This is a genomic window from Bifidobacterium phasiani, from assembly GCF_019331775.1.
GTDB lineage: Bacteria > Actinomycetota > Actinomycetes > Actinomycetales > Bifidobacteriaceae > Bifidobacterium > Bifidobacterium phasiani.
On sequence record NZ_JAHBBD010000002.1, the window covers coordinates 105,910 to 122,636 of the forward strand.

Annotated in this window: 11 protein-coding genes; 2 read left to right on the plus strand and 9 right to left on the minus strand. The window is 69.0% G+C overall.

Going from position 1 to position 16,727, the window contains the following annotated elements; translation table 11 throughout:
• Nucleotides 1-2 precede the first annotated feature (2 nt).
• A complete protein-coding gene (locus KIH73_RS01635) occupies nt 3-1,502 on the minus strand; it encodes a hypothetical protein (RefSeq protein ID WP_219079878.1) in 1,500 nt (499 codons plus the stop codon).
• Nucleotides 1,503-1,891: 389 nt separating this feature from the next.
• Between KIH73_RS01635 and KIH73_RS01640 the strand changes: the two genes are divergently transcribed.
• Together KIH73_RS01640 and KIH73_RS01645 are read left to right on the plus strand one after the other, a co-directional pair.
• On the plus strand, nt 1,892-3,421 hold the full coding sequence (locus KIH73_RS01640; protein ID WP_219079880.1) for an ABC transporter permease: 1,530 nt from the start codon (nt 1,892-1,894) through the stop codon (nt 3,419-3,421).
• Nucleotides 3,418-5,259 (plus strand): ATP-binding cassette domain-containing protein, encoded by a 1,842-nt coding sequence (locus KIH73_RS01645; RefSeq protein ID WP_219079883.1) that lies wholly within the window; start codon nt 3,418-3,420, stop codon nt 5,257-5,259. The genes KIH73_RS01640 and KIH73_RS01645 overlap by 4 nt, the downstream gene beginning before the upstream one ends.
• A gap of 156 nt (nt 5,260-5,415) precedes the next feature.
• Here the strand turns inward: KIH73_RS01645 and KIH73_RS01650 are convergent, their stop codons facing one another.
• From KIH73_RS01650 to KIH73_RS01690, 8 genes are all read right to left on the minus strand, one after another.
• Complete coding sequence (locus KIH73_RS01650; protein WP_219079885.1) at nt 5,416-6,231, minus strand: HD domain-containing protein; 816 nt, start codon at nt 6,229-6,231, stop codon at nt 5,416-5,418.
• 83 nt (nt 6,232-6,314) lie between these two features.
• The gene (locus tag KIH73_RS10805) at nt 6,315-7,538 is read right to left on the minus strand and encodes a LacI family DNA-binding transcriptional regulator (RefSeq protein ID WP_236022503.1); all 1,224 of its coding nucleotides are present in this window, start codon (nt 7,536-7,538) and stop codon (nt 6,315-6,317) included.
• Nucleotides 7,539-7,676: 138 nt separating this feature from the next.
• Nucleotides 7,677-9,221 (minus strand): arabinosylfuranosidase ArfA, encoded by a 1,545-nt coding sequence (gene arfA / locus KIH73_RS01665; protein ID WP_219079886.1) that lies wholly within the window; start codon nt 9,219-9,221, stop codon nt 7,677-7,679.
• A 240-nt stretch (nt 9,222-9,461) separates the two neighbouring features.
• A complete protein-coding gene (locus KIH73_RS01670) occupies nt 9,462-11,975 on the minus strand; it encodes a KUP/HAK/KT family potassium transporter (RefSeq protein ID WP_219079981.1) in 2,514 nt (837 codons plus the stop codon).
• Between the two features lie 708 nt (nt 11,976-12,683).
• Nucleotides 12,684-13,643 carry a family 43 glycosylhydrolase gene (locus KIH73_RS01675; protein WP_236022504.1) on the minus strand — a complete coding sequence of 320 codons (960 nt, stop codon included), beginning with the start codon at nt 13,641-13,643 and terminating at the stop codon, nt 12,684-12,686.
• Nucleotides 13,636-14,784, minus strand: a complete 1,149-nt coding sequence (locus tag KIH73_RS01680) for a beta-galactosidase (RefSeq protein WP_219079890.1) — start codon at nt 14,782-14,784, stop codon at nt 13,636-13,638. The genes KIH73_RS01675 and KIH73_RS01680 overlap by 8 nt, the downstream gene beginning before the upstream one ends.
• 33 nt (nt 14,785-14,817) lie before the next feature.
• Entirely contained in the window at nt 14,818-15,651 is an 834-nt protein-coding gene (locus tag KIH73_RS01685) for a carbohydrate ABC transporter permease (protein ID WP_219079983.1), read from the minus strand.
• 47 nt (nt 15,652-15,698) lie between these two features.
• On the minus strand, nt 15,699-16,646 hold the full coding sequence (locus tag KIH73_RS01690) for a carbohydrate ABC transporter permease (RefSeq protein WP_219079892.1): 948 nt from the start codon (nt 16,644-16,646) through the stop codon (nt 15,699-15,701).
• Between the last annotated feature and the right edge of the window lie 81 nt (nt 16,647-16,727).

The window sequence follows — 16,727 nt, forward strand, 5'->3', positions numbered from 1 at the left end:
ATCTAGCCGGCCTCCGCGGGGGCGCCGTCGAGCAGGTCCATCACCAGGGCCATGTACCGTGCGGTGTCGCAGGCGATCATCGCCGTGGCGGCCTTGCGAGCCACATCCTCATCCGGCATGCGGGCCAGCGCTACCGACGCCATGCTGCCTCCGACGCTGGCCAGCACCCGTCGCTCCCGGTTCCATTCGCGCTCGGACCGCGCCGACGCCTCCTCGACGTCCAGCGCATAGGTGCCCAGCACCACGCCGGGCAACGCGACGAACCCGACCGTTTCGACGAAATCGGCGAATTCATCCAGCTGGTCGGCGCCCTCGCGGAACCGTTCCTCATCGCGCTCCGCGAACCCGACCACCAGGTCGGCGGCGAACGACGCCCCCATCAGCGATCTCGCCAGATCGTCCAGATACGCGGCGTTGCGCCACAACGGCACGACCGGCCGGACGCCGACGCGTTCCACCCGCTCCAGCACCTCGCCGCCGGACGCCGTCGGCTCGTCCCACAGCGCCCGATACGCCGACACCACGCGGCGGGCGTCGTAGAGGTACCGCGCGTCCACCGCGCCGAACCCGGGCATGCGGCCGAACGTCGGGCGAGGGCCGCCCGCGCCGGCGAGCGCCTTGGCGTACTCCAGATCCGCCTGCGCACGCAGTTCCTTGAGGTAGTCGACCGCACGCCGGTAGCGCAGGTCGGGCATCGCGCCCATCGCGCGCACCTCGTCATCCTCCCGCAGCATGCACATGCCCAGTCCCGGGTTGTCGAGCAGCAGCTGCGCGATGGCGAGGCTGCGCGGTTCGCGCCCGCCCCACCGCAGCGCGCAGTAGGCCGCCAGCCGGTGCATCTGCATCGCATGGTCCAGCAGGCCGGCGCCGTCCCCCTCGCCGGCGGGTTCGCCGCGGCACGCGCCGCCGTCCGGCCCCTCCATGCCGGCGGCACAGCCGCACGCCGCGCCGTCCCTCATCTCACAGCCGCACGCCGCGCCATTCCTCGTCTCGCAGCCGCATGCCGTACCACTCCCCGCCTCGCAGCCGCACGCCGCACCGTCCCGCGCTTCACAACCGCATGCCGCACCGTTCCCCGCCGAGCAACCACGCACCTCGCGCTCCCCCGCCACGCACCGCGGCATATGCGCCGAGGGCTCGCCGGTCGCCACGGCCTTGGCGGCGTCGTTCAGCAGGTCGTACAGCCATACCGACATCCCGTGCCGGGTGACCACGGCGGCCGAGCCGTCGAGGAAGCGGCGGCACGCGCACGCCAGATCGGGCGCCGCCGCATAGGGCGCGGCGCAGATGGCCGTCGCCCAGTCGGTGAAGCCGAAGACCTCGACGGCCGCCTCGTACAGCTCGCACCCCTCGTCGAGGCGGTCCGCGGACCGCGCGCGCCATGCCGGGCCGGTCCGGGCGCATGCCGCCGGATCCCCGCCCTCCACGGCCCGGTCGAGCCGACGTCCGAGCGCGTCCACCGCCTGCAGGAACCCCGTCGTATCGAAATCCAACGCAGTCATACCCAACTCCTTGCGCGCCGCCCGGGCACCGGACCGTCCGATGCGTCCGGCGGCGTACGGAGCCACTGTGGCAGAGGCGCACCGCACGCGCCACCGGCCTGCGGAAAAATGTGGATATGTGGACCGGCGGCGCGGTGTCCACCGCATTCCACACCACCCGATCCCCCATACGCCGCCACTCGTTCCCAGCCAGCTTTCAGACTTCCCCAAGAGGTATAACAGAAACGCGCAAGATAACATACACGTAGCCTGACCATAGTGTTGGGTACGGGATGCCCTCACGCGAGCACCTCGCAGCCGTCTCGCACGGCATCCCGGCCAACGTACGACAGCGTCCGGCGCGATTCCGCGGGAGGAACGCCGACGCGAGAGAACTGGAGAAGCACCACATGTTCGTTCTCAAGAACGCATGGGCCGCAGTCGTCCGCCGGAAATGGCGCACGCTGCTCGCCGTCGTCGTCACCCTGCTCGTCTCGTTCGGTTCGATGTTCGGGCTCGCCGTGCTCGCCGAGAACGACACCGCGAACGGCACCGCCTACGACGCGCAGCAGCCGCAGGCCGTCATGCGCCTGACCGAACAGGGCTTCGCCGACCGCGACGGCGCCGACCCCGGCTGGGCCGACGACAACCTGCTGACGTGGAGCGACTACACCACATACGCCACCGCCGCCCAGGCCGAGGGCCTCCAGTTCGAATACACGGTGACCGAGTCGCTGCCCGTGCGCCAGAGCGACTCGATCCAGGCGATCCAGACCGGCGACGGCGACGAGAACGCCGACGACACCGGCGGCGAGCTGACGCTCAAGGCCTTCTACACGCTGACCGCGGCCCGCGCCAACGACACCGGCCGATACAAGGTCGTCGAGGGCAAGCACCTGAGCTACTCCGGCAACGCGCCGAGGGGCGCGCTGATCTCCCGCGAGCTCGCGGACGAGAACGGCCTGGAGGTCGGCGACACCATCACGGTCGGCGACCCGTCCGACGCCTCCACCACCTACGAGCTGACCGTGCGCGGCATCTACGAGTACGTCGGGGACGCCCCCGAGGGCCAGGGCGACGACGCGGCGCTCAGCAAGGACAACCGCGACAACGCGATCTACATCAGCTACTACACGTTCGCGGTCGAGCTCGGCCTCGACACCGACTCGGGCACCGGCTGGTCGACCCCCGACCTCAACATCATGTTCACGATGACCAGCCCCGCCGACTACGAGACCTTCGCCAAAGCCGTGAAGGACGCCGGCCTGCCCGACGACTACGAGGTCGCCTCGCCGTCGCTGGAGGCGTACGAGGCCTCCATCGCGCCGCTCGGCGACCTGGCCGCGACGATGCGCGTCGCGTTGCCGGCGCTGTGGATCGGCGGCGCGGTCATCCTGCTGGCGATCGTCGTCTCCGGCGCGTGCCGGCGGCGCGACGAGATCGGCTCGGCCCTGGTCGTCGGCGTGTCCAAGGCGCGCCTCGGCTGGCAGTTCATGCTGGAGACGTGGATGCCGCTGCTGCCGGCGTTCGTCGTCGGCGCGCTGGCCGGCGGGTTCGCCTCCGGTCCGCTCGGCGCGGCGCTGGCCGGCGGCCACGAGACCGCGGTCCTGGCCGACTCGGTCTGGCATGTGATCTGGTACGGCGTCGGCGCGGCCATCGTGCTGGCGGTCGTGGCGATGCTGCGCGTCGCGTTCTTCCCGATGGCCTCGCTGTTCGGCAGGCGCGACGACGCCGCTCCGGCCGGGCATGCGGGCGCGGCGGCGACGGACGATGTTGCGGAGAAGACCGCGGATGACGCCGCGGTTGCGGCCGGGGCGGACGGCGCGATCAAGGATGATGCCGACGTTGCCGACGACGCCGACGACGATGGCACGGACGCGGACGGCACGGCCGACAACGACGACCCGTCAACGGCACGTTCCGAGGAGGAGTCGAAATGAGCGACGCGACCAAGCCGACCACGGATGACATGGACCCCGAGGACATTGCGATGAACGACGAGACCACCAACATGACCGAAACCGACGAGACGATGGCAGCGACCGCAGACGCCGAGACGGAACAGTCGGCCACTCCGGACGAGGCCGCCAGTGCACAGACCGGGTCCGAGACCGCCGCCGATGGCGACGCTGCGGATGACGACGCAGTGGGTAACGGCACTGCCGATGGCGCCGCCGCGAATGACGCGGATAGCGGTGTCGCAGGCGACCCGATCGCCGACGACACGGACGACACGAACGGTGCCGCGACCGACAACACCGATGCGAATGCCGCCGCGGCCGACGTCGCCGATGCCACCGACGCTGACGATGCCTCCAACGATGACAACGCCACGGAGGATGCCGCCGAGATGGACACGTTCGCCGAATCGATCGAATTCGGCGTCGTGTTCGACGACGACATCGACCAGCCGTCCGATGACGATGACGATGACGACGCCCTATTAATCGACGATGCCGTCATCGTGGATGACGACCTGCTCATCGATGCGGACGATGCGGAGGCCGAGGCCGACGTGATCGAGGTCATCGAGACCGGGGCCGAGGCGATCGCGCCGGACGGCACCGCGGCGGATGAGACGGATGTGCCGACGCAGCCCGCCGACGCCGGTGACGCCGACGAATCGTCCGACACCACCGTTGCCGACGCCACCGACCGGCATGGTGACGCTCAGTCGAGCGACTCGCCCGAAGCGGACAGCGCGGCCGAGACCGATGAGCGGTCCGCCGACGCCACCGAGTCCGCCACAACCGACACGACCATCACCGCTACCGCCACCGACACAGCCACCGCCAGCGACGACGCCGCAGCGGGCGAGACGAATAAGGCGGACGAAACGACGACTCCGGCATCGCACGACGGCGAGGAGCCCGCCGCCCCGCAGGCCGTCACCGACGTGGTGGACGCCAACGCGGCCCGCGTCAACGAGACGCTGAACCTCGCGCGCCCCGCGGGCGCCGACGCCGCCACGGACGCCGCCGAACCGGGCGACGCGTTCGACGCCGCGCGCATCACCGCCGAGCACACGCTGCACGCGGCCGGCCGCCGCACGACCGCCACGGCCGTCTCCACCCGCATCGACCGCGAACTGGGCATCGGCAAGGACGACGAGATCCTGCTGAAGTCGAACCCGACCTTCGCCTTCGACGCCGTCGGCTACCGCAACCGTAAAACCGGCCGCAACGTCGTCGAGCGCCTCAGCCTGGCGTTCCAGGCGGGCGGCGTGTACGCGGTGCTCGTGCCGGCCGACGACGACGAACTGCGCGCCGTCCTCGTCGGCCTGATGAGCGGGTTCCTGCTCCCCACCGAGGGCAGCGTCATGAACAAGAGCGCGAACTACATGCAGCTGGAGCCCTCCGAGCTGCACGGCCACCGCGTCGGGCTGGTGCCGCAGCGCTTCGGCGTGCGCGCCGACCTGAGCGCGGTCGCGAACGTCGTGTACGCAATGGACGCCTCCGGCCGCACCTTCCTCAAGCCCAAGCCGGTGCTGGCCAGGGAGCTGCTCGCCGCGGCCGGGCTGGACGCCGGGCGCTGCGACGCCAAGGCCGGCGCGCTGTCGCAGGCCGATCGGCGTCGCGTCGCCATCGCGCGCGCCATCTGCTGCGAGGCGCAGATCGTCGTGGCCGACGAGCCGACCGGCGGGCTCGACGACGCCGAACGCGACGCGATCCTCGCCACGCTGCGCGAACTGGCGACCGGCGACCCGCAGCGCTGCGTCATCATCGTGACCTCCGACGAGACGGTGGCCGAGGCCGCCGACCGCGTGGTGGAACCGTAGCGACGACTATGACGGGAGGGCGGGGCCGCCGCGTTGACGGCCCCGCCCTCCCGTCGTAATCGTTGTCTCTCCGGTCGTGACCGCCGCGCCGGCCCGCAGGCGCTCCGGTCGCCCCGATCCCTCCCGCCGCGGTCGCCCGCCGGTTCGGGCCCGGCGTCAGATCATGCGCATGTGCCAGCGTTCGGCGAGCGCGGGGATGTCGGGACGGCCGTACGTCTCCACCAGCTCAAGCCAGCGCCGTTTGTTGTCCTCGCCGAAGCGGGCGGCGCGCGCCGTGTAGGCGTCGACGGAGACGAACTTCGGCGGCACCGACTTGCTGTGGTACTTGTCGGCGACCATGACCGTCTCCTGCTCCAGGTTCACCGGCACGTAGTCGTCGGGCGGCAGCGGCAGCCCCTGGGCGATGACGCTGTCGCGCGTCAGCCCCACGCCGGTGTGGTTGCGGGCGAACTGCGCGATGGATTCGTCCACCCCCTCGTCGAGCAGGTACTCGTAGCCGAGCAGGCCATGCCGGATGTAGCGCTTCTTGCTGAACTTCAGGTCGCTGCCGTCGCGGCCGTCGTGCTTCTTCCTGAGCACGCGGTAGGTGCCGATGTCGTGCAGCAGCCCGCCGATCAGCACCAGATGCTCGTCGAGCAGGCGCGGGGGCACGGTGCCGCCGCTGACGCCGTCGGTCGGGGGCACCGTCCAGTCGATCCGCGGCGAGGCGGCCGCGGCACCGCCCGGTTCCGCCGCATCCGCCGCATCCGCCGGGCCGGCGGCGCATCCCGGTTCGGCGCCGCCCAGCTCGGGTGCGTCGGCGGGCAGCGTGCAGCGGCGCATGAACAGCGCGTTCCGCCGGTGCGCCAGCTGGCGCGCGATCGTCGCGACGATCACGCAGTGCGTATGGATCAGCTCGTAGGCCGCTTCCGACGGCGCGATCTTGCGATGCAGCTCGTCGACCTGCTCCAGCGTGGGGATGTATCCGCTCATACGGCCCATTCTAGGCGGGCGTGCGGCGCATGCCGCCGTGAATTCGTCCACCTTCCCGCCGAGCCGCGCCGCCGCGCGATGGCCTACCGTGTGGAACCGCGGCGGACCAGGTCGAACGCCGTGGTGTAGACGCGGGCCGCGTCGTCGCGCCCCTCGATGCGTTCGATCAGCATGTCCACCGCGTGCCGCGCGTAATCGTCCACATGCGGGTCGATGGTGGTCAGCCCCGGCATGCAGTACTCGGCGTCGGGCACGTTGTCGAACCCGACCACCTGCACGTCCTCCGGCACATGCAGTCCGCGGCGCTGCAGCTCGTGGATCACGCCGATCGCCAATGCGTCGTTCAGGCACATGATCGCGTCGGGCAGCGGCACGTCGGGGTCGTCCAGCAGCTGGGCGACCGCGTCGCGGCCGCCGGCCTGCACCCAATCCGAGTTGCGCACCAGCCGCCAGTCGACCTGCATCCCGCGCTCCGCATACGCCTCGCAGTAGCCGCGCGTGCGCAGCGTGCTCGTCGTCTCCGCGGGCACGGCGGCGGTGCCGGCGCCCTGCGAACCGGCCGCATCACCCGCGCTGCCCGCACTGTCGGCGGCACCGGCAGCGCCCGTACCGGCCGCGCCCGTACCGGCCGCGCCATCGTTGCCTGCCGCGCCGTCCGCGGAGCCATTCACGGCGGCGTCACCCGAGCCGCTCGCGCCGCCCGCCAGCCCGGCCCGTTCGGCGAGGCGACGCATCACGCCGACGTCCGCGGTCCCGCCGATCAGCGCGACGCGGCGGCACCCGGCGTCCAGCAGGCCGCCCACCGTCGCCTTGACCGCCTCGACGTTCGGCATCGTCACCCAGTCCGTCGCGCCGTGCACGTCGTAGTCGCCGACCACGACCAGCGGATACGGCTGGCGCAGCGCCTCCGGATCCGCGGCGAACGGCTGGTCCACGAAGAAGATCCACCCGTCCGAGGCCAGGCGGCGCGTCTCCGGCAGGATCGCGTCGAGCCCGCCGGCGTGGCTGTAGGTGTCGGTGATCACCGCGTAGCCGCGCGCGCGGGCCGCGTTCACGACGCTGCTGGCCAGATACGGCATGAACGGCTGGTCGAAGTCGGTGATCGCCAGACCGATGAGCTTGGTGCCGCCCGTCTTCATGGCGCGGGCCGACACGTTCAGCCGGTACCCGAGGCGGACGATGGCCTCCTGGACGCGCGCGCGGGTCTCGGGACGCATGCTGCCGGTCCCGTTGAGCACGTTGGACACCGTTTTGATCGACACGCCCGTCTCACGGGCCACGTCGGTGATGGTCACTCGCTTCGCCATGACCGCCTCCCCTGCGATGAATGCCTGCCGCCCTCCGCCGGCGCGCGGCGGCGGGACCCTTTCAGCATAACAATCCGCCACGCGAACCGGTCCGCCCCGCCACGGCGGCGGGACGGACCGGACGGCGCGGATGCGGCGTCAGCGCACGTGCAGCGCGGTCCAGCTCACCGGCGGCAGCGTGACGCGGACCGTGCCGGCCTCGGCGTCGACGGCGGCGGTCCCGTTGGCGTACGGGGTCACGCGGTTCTGGTCGGCCAGCGTGTTCGCGGCGAACACGTCGTCGTCGTGCAGCGTAATCGCCTCGACCTCGCCGGCCCTGCGGCCCTCCGGCAGCCTGACCTCGAACTGCGCGGCCTCGTCCAGCGAACGGTTGACGGCGAACACCGCGAGCGTGCCGTCGGCGCGGCGCACGGCGACCGCGTTGACGCCGTCGACCTCGCCGTAGCGCGGCGTGTCCACCGAGCCGGCGGCGAGCTTCGGCTCGAGCACCGTGCCGCCCTTGGCCAGGCGCGCGGTCGTCGCGAACGGATAGAACGTGGTCTGGCGCCACGCCGGGCCGCCCGGCTCGGTCATGATCGGGGCGATGACGTTGACCAGCTGCGCGAGGCTGGCCGCGTGCACGCGGTCGGCGTTCTTGAGCAGCGTGATCATCAGGTCGCCGAACACGACCGCGTCGGCGGCGGTGTACACGTCCTCGAGCAGGCGCGGGGCGACCGGCCAGTTGCCGATGCCCTCCGGCACCTTGCTCGGCTCCTCGCCCTGGTACCACACGTTCCACTCGTCGAAGGAGATGTAGACGTCGTGCGTGCTCTTCAGCTGGGCCTTGACGGCGTCGATGACGGCGGCCACGTCCGTGATGAACCCGTCCATGTCCACGCCGGAGGCCAGGAAGCTGGCCATGTCGCGGGTGCCGTCCGCGTTGAGGAACGGCTGGTAGTAGGCGTGGCAGGAGATGAAGTCCACGTTCTCGTAGGTCTTCTCGAGCACGGTGCGCTCCCAGGCGCCGAAGGTCGGCATGCCGTGCGCGGAGGAGCCGCAGACCACCAGCTCGACGCCCGGGTCGATCTGGCGCATGCCGGCGGCCACGGAGGCGGCCAGCGTGCCGTAGTCCTCCGCGGACTTGTGGCCGAGCTGCCACGGGCCGTCCATCTCGTTGCCCAGGCACCACATGCGGATGTCGAAGGGCCTGTCGGCGCCGTTGGCGCGGCGGCGCTCGGACATCGCGGTGCCGCCGGGCACGTTCGCGTACTCCAGCAGGTCGAGGGCCTCCTCCAGGCCGCGGGTGCCGAGGTTGACGGCCTCCATCAGCTCGTTGCCGCCGGTGGCCTCAAGCCACTGCGCCATCTCGTGCAGGCCGAACTCGTTGGTCTCGGTGGAGTGCCACGCCAGGTCGAGGCGGCGGGGGCGGTCCCGCTTCGGGCCGACGCCGTCCTCCCAGCGGTAGCCGGAGACGAAGTTGCCGCCCGGGTAGCGGATGGTGGTCGCGCCGAGCTCCTTGACCAGGTCGATGACGTCGCCGCGGAAGCCGTGCTCGTCGGCGGTGGGATGGCCGGGTTCGTAGATGCCGGTGTAGACGCACCGGCCGAGGTGCTCGACGAAGGAGCCGAACAGGCGGTCGTCGACCGGTGCGACCTCGAAGTCGTCGTCGACGACGAGGCGGGCGGCGTTGTGCTGCTGTGTCATGGTGACGGTGTCCTTTCCGTGTGGCGTCATCGTTAGTACAACCTTGTACTTATGGTAGGGCAACGCGTCCGGAGACGGCGACGGCGTGTCGCGCCCGCAGTACCTACGCCAAGGCGCCCGCCGCGCCGTCGTTGGACGACGGTACGGCGGGCGCCTTGTTCTTATGCGGTACGGCGCGCGGCGGGCCGGCCGGGGTCGCGTCCGCGACCGGCCGGACTACACAGCCAAGCTGTGGCCGGGCTATTCCGCGGTCGGCTTGCCGGCAGGTCTCTCGGTCGGTTTGTCGCCGGACTTGGCGGCCGGGTTATCGGACGACCGGTCAACCGGCTTGCCGGGCGAACCACCGGTCGGTTTCTCGGCAGCCTTGTCAGCCGCCTTGTCGTCAGTCTTCTCGATCGGCTTGTCGGTCACCTTCTCGGCAGGTTTCTCGGCCGCCTTCTCCGCCGGCCTGTCGGCGGCCCGGTCGAGCTGCTTCGCCTTGGCGGTCGCCTTCGACGACTGCCCCACGCGGGTCAGGCGCGGCGGACGGCGCGTCGAGACGAACAGCGGCTGGACCTCGACCACCGGGTTGTACGGGGCCAGGCCGAACCACTTGACCGGGGAGCCGGCCACGCGGCGGATCGCGTACTTGATCTGCAGCGACAGCGCGCCGCGGCCGGAGACGTTGGACTCCGGCATCAGCGCCTTGTGGATCACCACGTAGCGGATCGTGCCGATGCCCGGATCGGCGTCGACCTTCGGGTAGATCGACGTCTGGTTCGGCAGCTCGCCGGTGCGCTCCAGATCGTGCATGATCTGGTGCAGGTAGGCCGGGATCGACTGCGAGACCTTGAAGCCCAGCCGCATGCGCACGCGGAACAGGTAGTCGGTGCCGAAGTTCTCGACCGTGTACTCGCGGGTGAACGGCTCGTCGGTCGTCTGCACCGACACCGCCCACCAGGCGCGGGCGCGCTTGGGGTGGTCGGCGAAGATCGAGAAGAAGATGTCGGTGTCGAGGCGCTTGAGGTCCGAATCCGACGTCAGGTAGACGATGTTGTCGGCGAAGTAGCCGATGCGCTTGTCGTCGTGCAACTTGTCGAGCGCCGGCATGAAGTCCTTCGGCATCATGTGGCGGCGCTGCGCGCGCTCGAGCTTCGTGCCCTCGTTCCATGTGTACATCACCATGAGGATCGCCAGCGTGAGCAGCAGCGTGAACCAGCCGCCGTGCAGGAACTTCGCCATCGACGCGGCGAAGAACAGCACCTGGATGGCGAGGAACACCACCGTGAACACGACGGCGGCCACGCGCTTGCGCTGGTACCAGATGTACACGCCCAGCAGGATCGTCGTGGTGATCATCGTGATGGTCAACGCCAGGCCGTACGCCGCGGAGATGTGCTCCGAATCGCGGAACAGCGCCAGCACCGCGAGCGTGGCCACGCACAGCACGACGTTGATGACCGGGATGTACAGCTGGCCGCGCGTGCGCGCCGGGTAGCGCACCTGCAGATGCGGCATCCAGTTCAGGCGCGTCGCCTCGGAGACCATCGTGAACGCGCCGGTGATCAGGGCCTGCGAGGCGATCACGCCGGCGGTCACCGACAGCACGACGGCGACGTAGCGCACGTTCGGGTTCATCATCTGGAAGAACGGGTTGACCGACTCCGCGTCGGCGAACGCCGGGTTGTCCTGGTTGCGCAGCATCCACGCGCCCTGCCCGAAGTAGTTGAGCACCAGCGCGACCTTGATGAACGGCCAGGTGAAGTAGATGTTGCCGCGGCCCACGTGGCCCATGTCGGAGTACAGCGCCTCGGCGCCGGTGGTCGACAGGAACACCGTGCCCATCAGCGCCAGGCCGGCCTCGTTCCCGGGGCTGAACAGGAACCTGACGCCGTACACCGGGTTGAGCGCGGCGAGCACCGACCAGTCCCCGCCGATGGCGACGACGCCGACCACCGCGAGGAAGGCGAACCAGACCATCACCACCGAGCCGAACACCTTGCCGATGGACTCGGTGCCGCGCGACTGCACGGCGAACAGGACCACGATGATCACCGCGGTGATCATCAGCGTCAGGTTCCCGTTGTCGGAGAACAGCCGCTCCAGGGCCGGCAGGGTCCGCAGGCCCTCGACCGCGGACGATATCGACACCGCGGGGGTCAGCACGGAGTCCGCCAGGAACGCCGCGCCGCCGAGCATCGCCGGGATCGCCAGCCACGCGCCGTGCTTGCGGATCAGCGAGTACAGCGCGAAGATGCCGCCCTCGCCGTTGTTGTCGATGCGCATCGCGATGAGCACGTACTTCACGGTGGTGATCAGCGTGATCGACCAGAAGACCAGCGAGAGCATGCCCAGCACCGCGTCGCGCCCGGTGTTGGCCAGGCCGCCCTGGCCGGAGACGAAGGTCTGCGCGGTGTACAGGGGCGAGGTGCCGATGTCGCCGTAGACCACGCCGAGGGCGACGATGGCCATGCCCAGGCTGACCTTGTCCGGGCTCGACTGCAGCCTGTACCACCAGCGCCCGATGGGGCCCTTATCGGCCACCTTGTCGAGCTTCTCGGCCTCCTTGCGTTCGGCCTCCTGCTGCTTGATGAGTGTTTCGCGCTCTTCCTTGGTCAGCTTCTTGCGTGACACCTTCGGCGCGTTCGTGAATGAATCCGCCCTCAGCAGGGCCGGATCGGGCTTGCCGCCCCCGGTGCCGGCCGGACCCGTTCCGCCCTTCCTGCCGGACTGCTTTCCGTTCTTAGACGATCCACGCTTGCGTGACTCGACCATTTCACAATCCTCCATCGCCGGGGACCTTCCCCGCACGCGAGTTTCTGAGATGGGATATGCCGCCGTGATTCCGACGCCGCCCCCATGCACAGATGGCTAGTCTATACGGCGACCGCATAATTGGCGAATCGAATTGTGAAGATGGGCCGAACCCTTTGGAAACACTGGGATTTCGGGGGTTGTGGGACGGGGTTGCCCGGGCGTGGCGGGCGCTGTTGCGTATCATGCACAATGTGTATATAACGTTATAGCGCGGCGACCGGCGGGTCGGGGGCGGGGCCGGACCGGGGCACAGGTCGCCAGGACCCCGAGAACGTCCCCGCCTCGATCGGCCGCCACCCCGCCCAACGCACAATGTGTACGTCGGCAAGCGCCGAAATCGGCCATTTCGGGCGCGAATCCCGACTTTTCACAACGCACAATGTGTATGTGGTAAAGCGCCGCCGAAGAGTGCCGCAGGGTTTGGGGGTTGGTCCGCGGGCTTTGGCGGGAAACCGCCATTCTCCGCGGACCAACCCCCGAACCCTGCGGGACGGAATCAGCACGCCATCGACGCACCCCGCCCAGCCCAGCCACGGCCATACGCGCATTCAGAACATTGAAGCTGAAGCCGCGCCCGTCAGCGCATCATTGGATATCCACGACCGAAACCGCCGCCACCGGCGAGCGACCGGAACGACCAGTCCAGACCGCACCGCCGGCAGCCGGTCAAAAGGCCAGCGGCCGAACGTATGACCCCACCTGCGGGCGGACCGGCTCGATCGAACCGTCCTCCCGGTGCACGAGCGGGGCGAACACGACCTCACGATGGCAGCCGTCGCCGCCCTCCCACCGTCCGCCCGGATGGTAGGCGAAGCGATGGTAGGCGATGATCCACTCGTCGGTGCCGGGAATGTTGACGATGCTGTGGTGCCCCGTCGCGTAGATGCCGTGCCCCGGGTCCTGCTCGACCAGCGTGCGCGGCTCGCTCCACGGCCCCTCCAGCGACTCGGACATGGCGTACTTCACGCAGTACTCGGGATCGCGGGCGTCGTTCTCGCTCCAGGACGCGTAGTACACGCCCGCGCGCCGGTGGATCCAGATGGCCTCGCGGAAGTCGCCGGGCACCCACGAGACCACGCGGTCGCGGTCGAACCCCAGGCAGTCGTCGGCGTACGGCGCGATGCACGCGCGGCCGTTGCCCCACAGGAAATAGCGGGTGCCGTCGTCGTCGACGAACGTGCCGGGGTCGATGGTGTGGCAGTCGAACTCGCCGCGGCGGACGATCGGCTCCGGCTCGGCGACGAACGGCCCGTAGGGGGTGTCGGCCACCGCGGCGCCGATCTGCGAGTCGGCGACGAAGGTCATCACGTAGCGCCCGTCCGCCGCCTTGACGATGGAGGGGGCCCAGGCGCCGTCCGCGCCGCTCCACCACGGCACGTCGCGCAGGTCCAGGGCCGGATGGCGCTCCCACGTCGCCAGGTCGTCGGAGACGTAGACGCTGAAGGCCGTGGTGCCCCAGTCGTCGACGCCGTCGTCGGTGCAGTACAGGAAGTACCGGCCGTCGAAGACCGCCAGGTTCGGATCGGCGCAGTACCGGCGCAGCGGATTGGTCGCAAGCACCGTGTCGTTCACGCGGTGGGGCAGGGCCTCCGGCGCGGCGGCGCGGGAAACCCGGGGTTCAGGCATGGTCGACATCCTGCCTCCTTCCATGTGCCGTTGCCGGCAGACGCTTGTCGGAATTGCACGCCCGGATCACGGCGATCTCGTCCTTGTCGTACGGCGTGAAATCGTCGTGGAAGATGTCGTGCATCCACAGATTCCGGTCGATGCCGGGGTACGGCTTGAGAAAGTCCCAGACCACGTCGAACTGCGTCTTGCCGTTGACGAAGCCGAAGAAATAGCTGCCGACGCCCTCGCGCTTCCACAGCGGCAGATGCGTCTCGATGCAGCTGCCCAGGGGGCGGTGCATCCACTCGGTGTTGATCAGCGGCCGGCGGAACCGACGCAGATACGCGACGAAACGCTTGGCATGCAGGTAGTCGCCGTAATAGTGGAAGCTGACGATATCCGACAGCTCGACCGACTCCCGCTCGGTGGCGCTGTGGATGCGCGGATCGTGAAGCCACCGGTAGTAGTCGCCGCCGCCGTCCGGCATGGCACCCCAGACCTCCGCGGTCAGGGGTTGGGTGACGTCCTCCTCCCGCAGCCAGGCGAACACCTTGCGCATCAGCGGCATGGACATATCGCCCCGAGAGGAGTTGCCCAGCTCGTTCCACACGTTCCAGATCAGGATCCGCCGGTCGTCGCCGTACCGGCCGGCCATCTCGCGGACGTACCGCTCGACGTGGCGCTCCATTCCCGGATCGTCGGTGATGCTGTACCCGACGGCGCCGCCGAACTGCGTGTCCTCGTCGAACGAGTTGGCGTCCGTGCCGCCGAAGAACCCGGGGACGGGCTCCGGCTGGGGGCCGAAGACCGGTTCCCGGAACGCGCTGCGCGGCGGCACGCAGTCGTTGAACAGGATGGGCATCATCGTCATGCCATAGCCGTCCAGCAGGGCAAGGAACTCGTCAAGATGCGCGAAGAACGCATCATGCTGGCGCAGCCACACCTCGAACGGCAGGTGCACGCGCACGCTGTTGAGCCCCAGGCCCGCGGCCAGCGCGATCTCCTTGGCCGCCTGCCGGAACGCCTCGTCGTGCCCGTATTCCTGCAGCAGATACAGTACGCCCCCGGTGGACGTGCTCGGCACGAAATTGAATCCGGAGATCCACTCCCGTTCCGTGTACCACGCCCAGATCTCGTCTTCCGACCATCGTCGTCGCATTGTTCGACCTCCCACAAGGCTTGCGGCAAAGACTCAGCCCTTGACCGACCCCGCGACCAGGCCGGAGACGATCCAGCGCTGGCACAGCACGAAGAAGACGAACACCGGCACGAGCGCGATGACCGTGATGGTCATGAACACGGTCCAGTCCGTGGCGAACTGGCCGACGGCGTTGTAGACCTGGAGCACGATCGTCTTCTTCTCCGTCGACGAGATGAACACGTTCGGGTTCATGAAGTCGTTCCACGTGCTCAGCGTCTGGAAGACCACCACGGTGGTCAGGATCGGGCGGATCAGGGGCAGCACGATGGTCCAGTAGATGCGCAGCGAGCTCGCGCCGTCGATGCGCGCGGCCTCGATGAGCTCATAGGGCAGGCTCCTCATGTATCCCACGATCAGGAAGTAGCAGAACACCGCCCCGCCCAGGTACAGCACCACCAGACCGGGCAGGGTGTTGACCAGGCCGGTGGCCGCCTCCATGCGGTACAGCGGGATCAGGGTGGCCTGCGACGGGATCACGAACGCGATCATCAGCACGGCGCCCACCAGGGCCGTGAACCGCGAGTTGCGGATGATCATGCCGTAGGCGGCCAGCGAACCGATCGCGACCTGGAACACGACGCCGAACACCGTGACGAACAGCGTGTTGAAGAACGAACGGACGATGGGAAGCTCGTCGAAGGCCTTGGCGTAGTTGCCGAACACCCAGTGCTTCGGCAGGCCCAGCGGATCCGAGTACATCTCCACGCCGGACTTGAACGTGCTGATCAGCACGTACCACAGCGGAATCGCGCACACCGCGGCGAGCGCGAGGATGACCACGGTGCGCACCCAGTAGGCGATGCGGGCGCGCGCGGAGAACGTCATGCCCGTCCCACGCCGCGTCGTCCCTGATTTCTTTGCCGGCGTATTCATCACACGAATCTCCTTTGAATCATGCTGGAGATGCCCAGCTGAGCGAAAATCACCACGCACATCGCTATGGTGAACAGCACCGACAGCGCGGAGGCGATGCCGTACTGCTGCTGGCCGATGCCCCGGTCGATGATGGCCTGGCTGACCGTGTTCGTGGCGAAGCCGGGGCCGCCGCCGGTCAGCGTGAACGGCAGGTCGTAGACCTTCAGACCGCCCGACATCAGCAGGAACATCGAGACCACGATGCCCGGGGTCAGCTGCGGCAGCGTGATGTGGATGAACTGCTGGCGCGCGTTGGCGCCGTCCACCCGGGCCTGTTCGTACAGATCGGACGGAATCGACTGCAGATACGCCAGATACAGCGTGGCATGCCAGCCGATCTGCGCCCAGACGCCCACGAAGATCACGCAGGCCTGGGCCAGCCGGGAGTTCGACAGCCACGGCACGGTGTCGAGGCCGAGGTTGACGAGCAGGGTGTTGATCATGCCGGACTGCAGCGGGGAGAGGATCAGCTTCCACACCATGCCCATGAGCGCCAGCGAGGGCACCGAGAGGAAAAAGAACAGCGAACGGGCGAAGTTCCTGCCCAGGAACCGCTGGTTGAGCTGGACGGCCAGGGGGATGGCGATCACCGTCACCAGCAGCGTGGTGAGCACCGCATACACGATGGTGAAGCCCAGTCCCTCCAGGATGGAGGCGTCGGAGAATATCTTCGCATAGTTCTCCAAGCCGACCCAGCCGGGATTGAGGTTCAGCCCGTCCCAATCCGTCAGCGAGTAGTACAGCGTCTGCGCCAGCGGCACGGCATACAGCACCACGAACACCGCGCAGATCGGCAGCAGGAACCACGAGGCGGCGACGTCCTCCTTCAGGTTCCTCATGCGTTTGCGCCGTTCGAGTTCCCTGTCGCTGGCGTATACGGCCTTGGTCTTCCGCCGAATGGTCATCTTTGACTCCTTCCTTCCGAATCCGACCCGACGGTCGCGAATGGGGCGCGAACCGGCCGGCGCCGTTGCGCCGGGAGCGGC